The organism is Euzebyella marina (assembly GCF_003687485.1).
Taxonomy (GTDB): domain Bacteria; phylum Bacteroidota; class Bacteroidia; order Flavobacteriales; family Flavobacteriaceae; genus Euzebyella; species Euzebyella marina.
This window is the reverse complement of record NZ_CP032050.1, coordinates 1,332,494-1,345,849: the sequence shown is the minus strand read 5'-3', so window position 1 is coordinate 1,345,849 and position 13,356 is coordinate 1,332,494. Positions and strand designations below refer to the sequence as shown.

13 protein-coding genes are annotated in these 13,356 nt (G+C 40.5%); 1 reads left to right on the top strand and 12 read right to left on the bottom strand.

Annotated elements, in window-relative coordinates; all coding sequences use genetic code 11:
- Nucleotides 1-14: 14 nt before the first annotated feature.
- The 4 genes from D1013_RS05440 to D1013_RS05425 form a co-directional block, all read right to left on the bottom strand.
- Nucleotides 15-1,097 carry a bifunctional 3-deoxy-7-phosphoheptulonate synthase/chorismate mutase type II gene (locus D1013_RS05440; RefSeq protein ID WP_121847904.1) on the bottom strand — a complete coding sequence of 361 codons (1,083 nt, stop codon included), beginning with the start codon at nucleotides 1,095-1,097 and terminating at the stop codon, nucleotides 15-17.
- Between the two features lie 75 nt (nucleotides 1,098-1,172).
- A complete protein-coding gene (locus D1013_RS05435) occupies nucleotides 1,173-2,051 on the bottom strand; it encodes a prephenate dehydrogenase (protein ID WP_121847903.1) in 879 nt (292 codons plus the stop codon).
- Between the two features lie 11 nt (nucleotides 2,052-2,062).
- The gene (locus tag D1013_RS05430; protein ID WP_121847902.1) at nucleotides 2,063-3,208 is read right to left on the bottom strand and encodes a pyridoxal phosphate-dependent aminotransferase; all 1,146 of its coding nucleotides are present in this window, start codon (nucleotides 3,206-3,208) and stop codon (nucleotides 2,063-2,065) included.
- Nucleotides 3,205-4,032 carry a prephenate dehydratase gene (locus D1013_RS05425; RefSeq protein WP_121847901.1) on the bottom strand — a complete coding sequence of 276 codons (828 nt, stop codon included), beginning with the start codon at nucleotides 4,030-4,032 and terminating at the stop codon, nucleotides 3,205-3,207. The genes D1013_RS05430 and D1013_RS05425 overlap by 4 nt, the downstream gene beginning before the upstream one ends.
- Before the next feature lie 353 nt (nucleotides 4,033-4,385).
- Between D1013_RS05425 and gldA the strand changes: the two genes are divergently transcribed.
- Entirely contained in the window at nucleotides 4,386-5,279 is an 894-nt protein-coding gene (gldA, locus tag D1013_RS05420; RefSeq protein WP_121847900.1) for a gliding motility-associated ABC transporter ATP-binding subunit GldA, read from the top strand.
- Nucleotides 5,280-5,282: 3 nt separating this feature from the next.
- Here gldA and D1013_RS05415 read toward each other — a convergent pair whose 3' ends face one another.
- The 8 genes from D1013_RS05415 to D1013_RS05380 all read right to left on the bottom strand — a co-directional run bounded on the left by D1013_RS05415 (nucleotide 5,283) and on the right by D1013_RS05380 (nucleotide 13,290).
- A complete protein-coding gene (locus D1013_RS05415; protein ID WP_121847899.1) occupies nucleotides 5,283-5,747 on the bottom strand; it encodes a hypothetical protein in 465 nt (154 codons plus the stop codon).
- Between the two features lie 110 nt (nucleotides 5,748-5,857).
- Nucleotides 5,858-6,952 (bottom strand): serine hydrolase domain-containing protein, encoded by a 1,095-nt coding sequence (locus tag D1013_RS05410; RefSeq protein ID WP_121847898.1) that lies wholly within the window; start codon nucleotides 6,950-6,952, stop codon nucleotides 5,858-5,860.
- Nucleotides 6,953-6,999: 47 nt separating this feature from the next.
- Nucleotides 7,000-7,677 (bottom strand): head GIN domain-containing protein, encoded by a 678-nt coding sequence (locus D1013_RS05405; RefSeq protein WP_317125493.1) that lies wholly within the window; start codon nucleotides 7,675-7,677, stop codon nucleotides 7,000-7,002.
- 148 nt (nucleotides 7,678-7,825) lie between these two features.
- Nucleotides 7,826-8,920: an acyloxyacyl hydrolase gene (locus tag D1013_RS05400; protein WP_121847897.1), complete on the bottom strand. Its 1,095-nt coding sequence runs from the start codon at nucleotides 8,918-8,920 to the stop codon at nucleotides 7,826-7,828.
- 83 nt (nucleotides 8,921-9,003) lie between these two features.
- The gene (gene metF / locus D1013_RS05395) at nucleotides 9,004-9,957 is read right to left on the bottom strand and encodes a methylenetetrahydrofolate reductase [NAD(P)H] (RefSeq protein ID WP_121847896.1); all 954 of its coding nucleotides are present in this window, start codon (nucleotides 9,955-9,957) and stop codon (nucleotides 9,004-9,006) included.
- A 30-nt stretch (nucleotides 9,958-9,987) separates the two neighbouring features.
- Nucleotides 9,988-10,239 carry a hypothetical protein gene (locus D1013_RS05390; RefSeq protein WP_225621566.1) on the bottom strand — a complete coding sequence of 84 codons (252 nt, stop codon included), beginning with the start codon at nucleotides 10,237-10,239 and terminating at the stop codon, nucleotides 9,988-9,990.
- On the bottom strand, nucleotides 10,232-12,943 hold the full coding sequence (metH, locus tag D1013_RS05385; RefSeq protein WP_121847895.1) for a methionine synthase: 2,712 nt from the start codon (nucleotides 12,941-12,943) through the stop codon (nucleotides 10,232-10,234). The genes D1013_RS05390 and metH overlap by 8 nt, the downstream gene beginning before the upstream one ends.
- Nucleotides 12,940-13,290 carry a four helix bundle protein gene (locus tag D1013_RS05380; protein WP_121847894.1) on the bottom strand — a complete coding sequence of 117 codons (351 nt, stop codon included), beginning with the start codon at nucleotides 13,288-13,290 and terminating at the stop codon, nucleotides 12,940-12,942. The genes metH and D1013_RS05380 overlap by 4 nt, the downstream gene beginning before the upstream one ends.
- Nucleotides 13,291-13,356: the final 66 nt, after the last annotated feature.

Here is a 13,356-nt window from a genome sequence, read left to right as displayed (position 1 = left end):
ATTATTGGAAACGACTATCCGTTGATAATCTTTTCTTGGTGATTGATCGATTCTTGGTGAATGGCCTTGAACATTTTCAAAACAAACTCTTCACTCAAGCCGTGAGACTCACCTTCTAAAATCATGGCGCCCAAAATTTGGTTCCATCTATTCGATTGAAGTACGGCAACGTTCTTTTGCTTTTTCAATGCACCGATACCATCGGAAACCTTCATTCTCTTGCCCATGGTCTCGATTAGTTGACCATCAAGAATATCTATTTGCGCACGAAGATTACTCAATTGTGCATTGTATTCCGCTTCGCTATCGCTCTCTTTTCTAATTCTCAGATCTTTCATAATCTGAACCAACCTGTCCGGTGTGACTTGCTGTGCGGCATCACTCCACGCATTATCTGGGTCGTGGTGGGTTTCAATCATCAAACCGTCAAAGTTCAGATCCAAAGCAGTTTGCGAAACATCAAAAATCATATCACGCTTACCGGTAATGTGTGAGGGATCATTGATCAACGGCAAATCAGGAAATTTGTCTTGAAATTCAATGGCCATTTGCCACTCAGGTATATTTCTGTACTTGGTTTTTTCGTAGGTAGAGAAACCTCTATGTATCGCTCCTAATTTTTTGATACCGGCCGTATATAGTCTTTCAATACCTCCTAACCACAAGGCCAAATCTGGGTTGACCGGGTTTTTGACTAAAACGACCTTGTCAGTACCTTCCAAGGCATCGGCCAATTCTTGCATAATGAACGGGCTTACCGTAGAACGTGCTCCTACCCAAAGTAAGTCGATATCATGCTCCAATGCCAATTCTACATGCGCACGGTTGGCCACCTCAGTAGCGGTCTTCATACCGGTTTCTTCTTTCACCCTCTGCAACCATTTCAAGCCAAGAGCCCCTACACCTTCGAAATTTCCAGGGCGCGTACGTGGCTTCCAGATACCGGCACGGTAATAATTAACGTCGGTATCTTTTAAGCTATGGGCTATTTTCAACACCTGCTCCTCGGTCTCGGCACTACAAGGACCGGCGATGACCAATGGATGATCTAACCCTAAATCATCCAACCATTTTCTCATTTCTTTCTTGTTTTCCATTGTTTAGATTTTTCTGCGATCAAAGACAGAAAGGTTTCCAAAAAACACTTTTGCTTCTTTTCTTCCTCGTTTGACTTACTTTTTTGTTACTGTTTTACTATTGTTAAGGGGTATTCCGTTTAAAATTTCCTTTATTTTATTGGTATCGTTCATTTCTTTATAGATACCCTTATAATCGTCATTCTTTAAAAGCTGCATGAACTCTTGCAGATTTTGAATGTACTCTTCTAAGGTTTCTACCACATTCTCTTTGTTGTGCTTGAAAATGGGTGTCCACATTGCCGGTGAACTTTTGGCCAAACGCACGGTACTTTCAAAACCACTACCCGCCATGTCAAAAATATCACGTTCATTTTTCTCTTTCTCTATAACCGTCTTTCCCAACATAAACGAACTGATGTGTGACAAATGCGACACGTAAGCTATGTGTTTATCATGTGCTTGCGGATTCATATAACGAATACGCATACCCATTTCTTGAAAAAGTTCAAGCGCTCGTTCTTGCAGTTTAAAAGCGGTTTTCTCTACTTCACAAATAATATTGGTTTTGCCTGCGTACAAATTTTCGATAGCTGCCGACGGACCTGAAAATTCGGTACCCGCAATGGGGTGTGCAGCTAAAAAATTTCTTCGCTTAGGATGGTCTTCAACCATTTGACAAATCAAGCTTTTTGTAGAGCCTCCATCAAAAACCACACAATCATCGTTTACCGCATCCAATATTTTCGGCAACTCTTCGACCATCACATCTACTGGAATGGAAACAACAACCATATCGGCCAAATGCAGGTCATTGTAATCAGACTTGATATCGACCAACCCCAACTTTAATGCTTCGTCAAGATGCGTTTCGTTCGAATCAATACCATAGAAAATCGTATCAGGGCGTAAACGCCTAATGTCTTTTGCAAAAGAACCGCCTATTAAACCAATACCGATTACGAAAACATTCATACTTCTTTTCTTTAAAACCTATCTATGGCTTCTTGTATTTTTTCTTCGGTCACACAAAGGGAAAAACGAATATAGCCCTCTCCATTGCTTCCGAAAATCGTTCCTGGTGTGATAAAAATATCTTTCTCGTACAGCACTTCGTCAATAAAACTCTCTGCCGATTTTATATTCGCCGGAAGTTTGGCCCAGACGAACATACCTACCGCTTTGGGGTCGTACGTACAACTCAATTTATCCGCCAGTTGAAAAATCAAATCCCTTCTTTTGGTATACACCTCTTTCAAACTGTCGAACCACTCTTGCCCACTTTGCAAGGCCGCTATGGCACCTTTCTGAATGCCGTAGAACATACCGGAGTCCATATTACTTTTAACCTTTAACACAGCGTTGATATGGTCTTCGTTGCCCAATACCATACCCACGCGCCAACCGGCCATGTTGAACGTTTTACTCAACGAATTAAGCTCAAGGGCCACGTCTTTAGCTCCCTCAACCTCCATAATACTTACCGGGTGGTCGTTAAGTACAAAACTATAAGGGTTGTCATTAACAATCAAAATATCGTTTCTCTTGGCAAAATCAACCAGTTCTTTGTATTGAGTCTTCGTTGCCGTTGCTCCCGTGGGCATATGTGGATACCCCACCCACATGACCTTTACATTTGAAAGATCCATTCGCTCGAGTTCCCTAATATCGGGGAACCAGCCACCTTCTTCGTTCAGGCCATAATATTTAATTTCGGCACCTACCAGTTTGGTAACTGAGGTATAGGTCGGGTAACCGGGGTTAGGCACTAACACGGCGTCTCCTTCGTTCAAGAAAGCCATGCTTATGTGTATGATGCCTTCCTTAGAACCCATTAATGGCAAAATTTCATTGGTCGGGTTCAATGCTACCTGAAAACGCTCTTTATAGAATTGTGCCATCGCCTCACGCAATTCAGGAAGACCTTGATAGCTTTGGTATTGGTGTGCCCCATCATCCCAAACGGCATTCTGTACCGCTTCGATAATTTCTTTGGATGGAGCCAAATCAGGGCTACCGATACCCATATTAATGATTGGCTTACCCTGGGCCATTAGGCCTCGCACCTCTCTTAACTTCTTAGAGAAGTAGTATTCTTCTACGGTATGTAAACGGTTTGCCGTACGTATCATACTCTTGTATTTTTATATTCGCCTAAAACCTTAAAGTCTTCGGCCATGATGTCCAACAGTGATTTAGCCTTCTCAAAATGGGCATAATCTTCAAAAGTCACATCAACAAAGAAGGAATACTTCCATGGTTTATCAATAATGGGCAGCGATTGAATCTTGGTCAGGTTCAAACGGCAATCGCTCATAACATTCAGTACGGTAGCGAGACTGCCACGCTTATGGTCGGTTACAAACCTCACTGATGACTTATTGATTTCTTCCTTCGGAAGCACCTTATTTTTTGTCTTTACAATAATAAAACGGGTCGCATTATTTTTGATGGTCTGAATGCTGGGTGCTACGATGTTCAACTCGTACAGTTCAGAAGCCACTTGCGGCGCAATAGCGGCTACATGCTTTAATTTTTGCTCTTGAATTCGTTTTGCGGTCTCGGCGGTATCGACATCTTCTACCAGTTTTATTTTCGGATAATCCCTAAAGAACTCCTTGCACTGCAACAAGGCCATCGGGTGCGAACGAACCTCTTCGATATCATCGATTTTTTGACCGTTCAACACCATCAAATTATGATTGATGTTCAGGTAGTGTTCACCAATAATATGCAAGTTGTTGTGATATACCAAGGCGTAGTTGGGTATGATTGAACCCGCTATTGAATTTTCTATGGCCATAACGCCAACGTCGGCTGTTTTATCTAACAACTGATCGACCAAAAAATCAAAAGACATGCATTCTACCAAATCAATCTGTTCATCGAAATATTCTTTGGCCACCTGATGATGGTTAGAACCTTTAATACCCTGTATGGCAACCTTTAAACCCATTAGTTTTAAAAAAATGCATGCGCGTTAAACAAAAAAAGTCCCGCTTTTCACGGGACTTTCACATAATATCTTGATTACAATATTCTATAACAGTCCCGCACCTCTTTTAAAAAAGAAGTAAAAATAAAAACCGTTAAAAAAATATTGCTTTGACATTGTACACTTAAACTTCGGCTAAAGTAACAATTATATTTAAAAATCAAATCGTACTTCAATATTTTTTTGAAACATTCCACATTTAGGTTGGATTAATGCAAGGTTTATTGGCTATTTTTGGATTTTTCAGAAAAGTGACCCATTACCATTAACCTTATGGGAATAACCTTTTACCAGCTCTAAAATCGATTGATTACATGTCAATAACTGTCAAGAACATAAGCAAAACATTTGGTAAGCAAAAGGCCTTGAACAATGTCTCTTTTCAACTCGAAAAAGGCGAAATTGTAGGTTTTCTAGGGCCGAACGGAGCTGGAAAATCAACTATGATGAAAGTCTTGACTACCTATCATAAGGCAGATGAAGGAGAAGCTCTTGTAAATTCTTATGATGTAAACTCGCAACCAAAAGACGTTCAAAAAAGTATTGGGTATTTACCGGAACACAACCCTTTATACCTAGAAATGTATGTGAAGGAATATTTGTCTTTCAATGCTGATGTTTATAAATGTGCCAAGGGTAGAATAGAAGAGGTAATCATTAAAACAGGCTTATCGCCCGAAGCCCATAAAAAAATCGGACAGCTATCTAAAGGTTATCGTCAACGTGTGGGTCTTGCTGCAGCCCTTCTTCATGATCCAGAGGTTCTGATACTTGATGAACCGACAACAGGTCTTGACCCCAATCAATTAGTAGAAATAAGAAAGCTTATTAGGGAAATTGGGAAAGAAAAAACCATTTTGTTATCTACCCATATCATGAAAGAAGTAGAAGCAGTATGCGACCGCGTACTTATTATTAATAAGGGTCAATTGGTCGCCGACAAAAAACTATCTGAACTAAGGGAAGCAGAGGAGCAAATAATTGAAGTCGAGTTCGATTACAGAGTTGAAGAGGCGTTTCTTCAAGCGCTACCCAATGTTTCGAAGGTTAAAAATACCGGTGGTTTCGTCTACGAAATCACTTTTACTACTTCAAAAGACATGAGACCCGCCGTTTTCGACTTTGCCCATGATAACCAATTAAAGACCCTCCAGTTAAGTAGAAAAAATAAGAACCTGGAGAGTCTTTTTACAGAGTTGACATCCTAAACACTAAAACTTTAAAGCAAGCCCAACTCCGTTTTCGTTACTGGTCGGCACCACCTTTAAAGAGGTCGTTTTTCCCAAGCTATCATTATAGTTCAAAATGGCCTTCTTCTTATTCTTCATTGCAGAGTGATAAAAAAATGAACCTACCAATCCTGTAGCGGCAAAAGCAACTACAGGTCCGGTCACGGGTTTGTTGTCTACCTCGTTTACAATAAACCAGATACCAGAACCAAAGTTAAGAGTACCCGCAATGACACCACCTAACAGATTCTTTTTTGATTTCTGCCAGTCCATTTGAGCGACTTGACTTTCAGACATGATTTTATCAATCTCCTTCCAAGTCAATTTATCTTTATCTTGATAAAACTCATGGCCCCACATACCTGGAAAAGAAGTAATCTCTTGGGCCAGCACGCTATTTGAATAAGCCATTAAGGCAATTACCGTTGTAACTATTGTACGTTTCATATGCTTTTTTGTTTAAAGTTAAAAACAAATAGATAAACAAAATAGCGTAGATTTCTTTTAGATCAGCATTTGAATTAAAAGAACACGTTTTCTTTTCTAGAAAAATTCGTCTACGCCAAAAGTAGTGCTTCGATGGCGTCGTCTAACGTATTTTGAATTTTGGGGTCGGTACAATTCGTAAGAATAGCAAACACCATTTGCTCTTTCGGGTAAACAAAAAAATTAGAATAACCCCCTACTCCATTGCCTACATGGCCATAATAATTTCTACCTCCAGAATCTCTACTCACTTGCCAACCCAAACCGTAAAAGGTAGAAGTTTTGTTAATGCTACCCGGGGTCAAGAATTGTTTTAAGATGTCATAGCCTAGCACTTGACCATCTAAGTAAGCCTGGCCAAATTTGGCCAAATCCGATGTAGTGGAAAGATAGCCACCGCCCGCAAGCTTATAGAAATTATTGACCTCTATTGCTTCCCTAAAACCGGTAAGACATTTAGAATAGAATTTTGAAAGTTGTAGGTTTTCATCCTCCTGAAAAGGAGCTGAACCTGCATTGTGAAGGTTTGGCGCAAAAGTCTTGTTCAACCCTAAAGGTTGCAACACTTTTTCAGAGACATAATCTTCAAAAGGTATTCCGCTCACTTCCTGCATGGCCAAAGAAATCAGCACCCAACCAAAACTATTGTAGAGGTAATCGGTACCTGGTTCAAAGAGAAGGTCATCGTCTTTAAAAACTTCGATTCCTTCTCGTATACCATACTTTTTGTTCAGACCATACTCAATACCCCGGTAGCCCCTAATTCCGGCAGTGTGACCTGCCAATTGCCTTATGGTAAAATCCCATTCCTTTTTAGGAAAGTAGGGTACATAAGCATAGAAAGAGGCATCTAAATCTATCAATCTCTCTCTCACCATATGCGCCAAAGCAGTAGCTGCCACGGGTTTTGAAACACTGGCAATTCTGAAAACGGTGTTTTCTGCGCTTACCTTATTTCGGGTATTCAAGTCAATAAACCCATAGCCCTTTTGAAAGAAGGTCTCTCCGTTTTTTAGAACGGTAATGGCCAAGCCAGGTACTTTATGGTCGTTTACCAATTGACTGAGCAAAGCATCAGCTTTCGCAAGACCTATCAAATCTTGTTCTTTGCCCAACACCTTCTTTTTGGCGAAAAATTGTTCGATGATATTTTTGATGGGGTTCATCACCAAGAATACAAATTGAATTAGAGACTTACCCTAAGATAAGAGAATCAGCGGAAAATCAGTTTCCCTTTATAATCTTCCTGGACGTCTATTTCAGCAGGCCTATTGAAACTAATTACGTTACCCACGCTTCGAATACTGCCCCTGATACTTTCCTGTGGATTTACAAGCATATCATTCGAGCCTCGGTGATTAATGATCACCTCATCAGCCAAGAGATTCTCAGCTTCAATTCTTGAATCTCCCGCCGCTATGTTAAGGCTAAGGTTTTCGGCAGTACCCGAGAGCTTAAAATAGGCTATCCCGTTGACTACCACATTCAAATCTTGCACTGCTAGTTGCAGGTCAAACTCTCCGTCGGTAGTCTCAGACTCTGGGTTGATAAAACTTTCGCTGATCAATGAAAGACCGGCATAGCTCAAAACCCCATCACTGGTAACGGGCCAACCGGTGCTACTGCGAATTTCTGTGATATTAGGTGATGTAACATAGATTTTGGTAAGACCGTATTCCCGAAAATAATTACAGTCATTGGTATCTCGAAGCAATAAACGGCCGTCTTGTACAGTTGCGGAAACCTCATCTAATAAATACTCTCCCGTTTCTATTTCTACCTTTTGCTCTTCGCCATACCTTAATACTAGTGAAACATTTTCAAAAACTGTAATTTTAATGAAATCATCAACTACGATTTCAGTTTGAATGATTTCGCCTGAATTTTGCAAACAATCAGGTGCCGATTCATTATTACAGCCAAGATTGAAACATAAAACAACCAAGAAAAATAGCGTCGTTACCCAATTCGCAACTTGATTTTTCCTCTTGGTGTTTTTATACGGTTTATGTAGCCTTTCTGTATTCAAAATCTCCCGTTTATAAGCGTACCCCGATACCAAATTCTACCGCTTCGGCAGCTGCACCGTGCGATTTGAGGCTTACCACCCCAAAGACTTTGTCTCCAAAATATCTTTTGATGCTCACTCGATTGTATAATTTACCTTCAAAATCATAAGGATAATAGACATAATAGCCCAATTGGGTTCCTATGGATAGTTTATTAATAAAGAGTTCGTGTCCTAAAAAGACACCCACCCTCTTGTGGTCGGTGTCGGCATCGATATCATTTTCTGGAAATGAAATGGATTGAAACTCGATCAGCTCCTTTAAAAAGTTGCTAAAAAACACGTCAGTACCCAATTGAATAGCGCTTCTACGCCCCAACCGCTTATCGGCATACCCCGATAAGATAAAGAAACCGTATTGCCCATGGCCAATATTATCACTTTCATTGACCCCACCACGAAGTACCAAATTATAACGAACAGGTTCGGTAATATTCTCTTTTTCCCTCTTTATATAATCCATCTCCTCGCCGTCGAAACTATATACCAGCCCTGCATTAAAAGCAATTGTGTTCGTAGAGGTATTGGGCGCTTTAACGTTGGCATTTGAGTAATGGACTATTGACAAGCCTAATTTCAGACCTAGATTCTTATAAAGATGTTCTTTATGGTAATTGAACATCATAAAGGTAGAGCTCAAAAATCGAGAGCCATACGCATTGTTTCTAAAATTGGTCTCACGGTCGTAAGGGTTGGTAGCATAGGCCAAGCCTTGACCAATTCTAAACTGTAAATTTCTTTTAAAGAAATAAAAATTGAAATGTGCATACAGACCGTACGCATCACCCAGAGTTTCATTATGTGAATCTTGATAGATTAAAGAGGCACCTAAATCGGGGTAGTTGTAGTACTGCTGCCACTCTTCCAAACCAAAAGTTTTTCGGTTGTAACCCAATATTACACCCGATGGATGTTCGGTAATCAGATGCGAAATATCAGGGTTGTGCAGCAAAATAGAACCATAAAAAGCATTCGCATCAAACGTATAACTATGAGAAGGCTTTCCCTCTTGGGAACGACCAAAAACAGCGATAAAAAAAAGAATTGCAAATACCCTCAGGTTCATGGCAGGCAAAGGTAAACAGCTCGACCGATATTCAAAGCAGGAAACATAAAAAAGAAAGCGGCCCCTCTTGGGCCGCCTGTATTTTAAAATAATTCCTTTGCAATAGCCTTGATGTTATCTGACTTGCCCATTGAATAATAGTGCAGGACGGGAACCCCAGCTTCTTTTAACTCTTTCGATTGTTGAATGGCCCATTCAATACCTACTTGTCGAACATCTTTATTGGTGGCACAGTCATCAACAGCATCTATTAAATCTTGAGGAAGATCTATTCTAAACACTTGGGGCAATACCTGTAAGTGCCTTTTAACGGCAATTGGTTTAATACCCGGAATAATAGGCACATTGATTCCCATTGCTTTGGCAGCTTCCACAAACTCAAAGTATTTCTGATTATCGAAGAACATTTGGGTCACAACGTAATGCGCACCGGCATCTACCTTTTCTTTGAGTCTTTTAAGATCTGATTTTAAAGAAGGGGCCTCTAAATGCTTTTCCGGATAACCCGCCACTCCAATACAGAAATCGGGTAGGTGATCCATTTGACAATCATCATGAAGATATTTTCCTGAATTGAGATCTTTAATCTGCCCTACCAAATCGGTCGCATAAGCATGTCCGCCTTTGGTAGCTTCAAAATATTGCTGATCCTTCCGGGCATCTCCCCTTAAGGCCATTAGATTCTCGATACCTAAATATTGACAGTCAACTAAGAGGTATTCGGTCTCTTCTTTGGTAAAGCCGCCACAGAGTACATGAGGCACCGTATCTACACCATATTTATGCTGTAAAGAGGCGCAAATACCAACTGTACCGGGTCTCATACGAGTTACCTGTTTTTCAAGTAAGCCGTCTTTTTCACGATAGACAAACTCTTCGCGAGAGGTGGTAACATCAATAAAAGGTGGTTTAAACTCCATTAAAGGGTCAATATTATTGTAGAGCTCTTGAATATTTCTGCCCTTGACCGGCGGTACTATTTCAAAAGAAAACAAAGTTTCCCCTTTTGCATTTTTAATATGGTCGGTAATTTTCATTCTTCAGTTTTAACTTCGGCTTGTTGATTTTTATAAATTGAGTAATAAGGCCTTCACCTCATCGTAATTTTCTTGGTATTCCCAATAAATCCAACGGCCATCTAAATAATCGGTCAAAATAAATTTTTCGCTTAAGGATTTTATCCTATCCACGGATACCAGCTTTTTAGAAAACCCTTCTACTGTTACAGATTCTTCAATCTCTATATTATTATCGTCATACCCATGACTGATTACATGACTTCCTAAATGCAGTTCTATAAACTTTTTCATCTTAATCATCAGCTATATTAGGTGCCAACCATTTAGCAGCTTCTTCGAAAGCAATATTTTTTCGCTCGGCAAAATTCTTCACCTGATCTTTTTTAATTTTTCCAAGTCCGAAATACCTGGCCTCGGCATTGCCAAAATAATACCCACTAACAGAACCTGCGGGCCACATGGCCAAACTATCGGTTAAGGTGACCCCGATTTGCTCTTCAACTTTCAAGACCTCCCAAATGGTTAATTTTTCTAAGTGATCAGGGCAAGCTGGATAGCCGGGAGCAGGACGTATACCCTTATATTTCTCATCTATCAAAGCCTCATTATCCAAACGTTCTTCAGCCGCATAGCCCCAATATTCCTTTCGTACTCTCTCATGAAGATACTCGGCAAAAGCTTCCGCCAAGCGATCTGAAATGGCCTTGATCATAATGGAATTATAATCATCTAAATCTTTTACGTATTGATTCGAAAGTTCGTCTGTACCAAAGCCGGTGGTGACGCAAAAACAGCCCATATAGTCTTGTCTTCCCGAGGTTTCAGGAGCAATAAAATCTGCCAAGGCGTAATCGGGCACTCCTTCCCTACGCTTTAGTTGCTGCCTTAGGGTTCTAAAAATAAAATCATTACCCTCAACTTCAACCTTAATGTCATCTTCATTGGCAAGGGTGTTGGCCGGGAATAACCCGAAAACTCCCTTTCCGGTAAGCTTTTTGTTTACCAAAACATCCTTTAGCATTTTTTGGGCATCGGCAAAAAGGTCGGTAGCCTGCACACCCACCACCTTATCCGTTAGAATATCAGGATACCTGCCGTGAAGTTCCCAACTTCTGAAAAATGGGGTCCAGTCGATATAGGGTACCAACTTTTCCAAATCCATTTCTTCAATCACCTCTATTCCTAGTTTCTTGGGCCTTACGATTTCAGAGGTTTCCCAATCAATCTGAAACTTGTTCTTTCTGGCTTGTTCTAGACTCTTGTATTCTTTATGCTGCGAACGGTTCAAGAATTTGACCCTAAACTCATCATAATCCTTTTTAATATTATACTTATACGTTTGTGATGTTTCTTCTTGAAGTAAATCGCCAACCACAGTAACTGCCCTAGAGGCATCATTTACATGCACTACCGAGTGCTTGTACTGTGGGTCTATTTTTACGGCCGTATGTGCCTTACTCGTGGTAGCACCACCGATCAATAAAGGCACTGAAAAGTTCTTTCGTTCCATTTCTTTGGCCAAGTGCACCATCTCATCTAAGCTAGGTGTAATCAAACCACTTAGACCAATTATATCTACCTTTTCCTGAATTGCGGTTTCCAGAATTTTTTCAGGAGGCACCATCACTCCTAAATCTACAATCTCGTAATTGTTACAGGCCAAAACTACGCTCACGATATTCTTTCCGATATCATGAACATCACCCTTTACGGTTGCGAGAAGTATTTTACCATTGCCTTTATCTTCTGCCCCATCTGGGTTTTGCAACTTTTCTTCCTCAATAAAAGGCAATAAATAAGCTACGGCCTTCTTCATTACCCTTGCAGATTTTACCACCTGTGGCAAGAACATCTTACCGCTTCCGAAAAGGTCGCCTACGACATTCATACCGGTCATCAAATGACCTTCAATTACTTCAATGGGCCTTTTAGAGGCTAATCGTGCCTCTTCGACATCTTCAAGAATGTACTGATCAATACCTTTCACCAAGGCCCTAGTGATCCTATCTTGCAATGAATCTTCTCTCCATGACAAATCGACCTTACTTTCTTTGGCTTTGCCTACTACGGTTTCGGCAAATTCCAATAGGCGTTCTGTAGCATCATCCCTTCGGTTAAGAATAACATCTTCAACCTTTTCCAACAAATCTTTGGGAATATCATCGTATACCTCTAACATACTCGGGTTGACGATACCCATATTCATACCTGCCTTTATCGCATGGTAAAGAAATACGGAGTGCATAGCCTCTCGAACGGGGTTGTTACCTCGAAAGGAAAATGACACGTTGCTTACCCCACCGCTTACGCTGGCATAAGGTAAATTTTCACGAACCCAACGGGCGGCCTCGATAAAATCAATAGCGTTGAGTTTGTGCTCTTCCATACCCGTGGCAACGGGAAAAATATTTAAATCGAAGATGATATCTTCCGGCGGAAAATTCACTTCGTTCACTAAAATATCGTACGACCTTTGGCAAATCTCAATACGCCGATCATAAGTATCTGCCTGGCCTACCTCATCAAAAGCCATGACGATTACGGCTGCCCCATACCTCTTGATCAGCTTGGCATGATGAACGAACTCTTCCTTACCTTCCTTTAAGCTAATGGAATTCACTACCGATTTGCCCTGAACGACTTGCAGACCGGCCTCAATGATTTCCCATTTAGAACTATCGATCATTATAGGCACCCGGGCGATATCAGGCTCTGAGATAACCAAATTAAGAAATTTGACCATGGCTTCTTTTCCATCAATAAGACCATCGTCCATATTGATGTCAATAATCTGGGCACCACCTTCCACCTGTTCGCGGGCAATATCTAGCGCTTCATCAAATTTCTCTTCTTTAACCAAGCGTAAAAATTTTCTCGACCCCGCGACATTTGTACGCTCGCCCACATTGATAAAATTACTATCGGGGGTGATGACAAGGGGTTCCAGCCCACTCAAACGCAATAATCGTTTCTCGTTACTGGTTGGTCGTTGTTCGCTACTCATAATTTTTTATGGTAATTAATAAAGCCATTTAGCAACATTTTTACTCTTTCTATTTCTTTTAAAGTATCTACGGCATTCGTAGTAGTATATCCTAAATCATCAGCCAAAATGACCTGCGTTTCCAATTCAAAAAGCGACCCTCTGGCTATATGTAAAAAATAGATGGTTTCCTTTGCCGTTTGTCTTCCACATCCCTCGGCTATATTAGACGACATTGAAATAGAAGACCTTCTTATCTGAGAGGTCAGCCCATACTGTTCTTCATTAGGAAAAGATGTGGTCAAAATGTAAATTTTCTTAACCAATTCCCTTGCCTTCAACCAGACATCTAATTCCTTATAGTCCATTTTTAATTTCAACTAATCATTGCATATTCTGAAACACGCACAACGATGAACGAAAAACGAGCAACG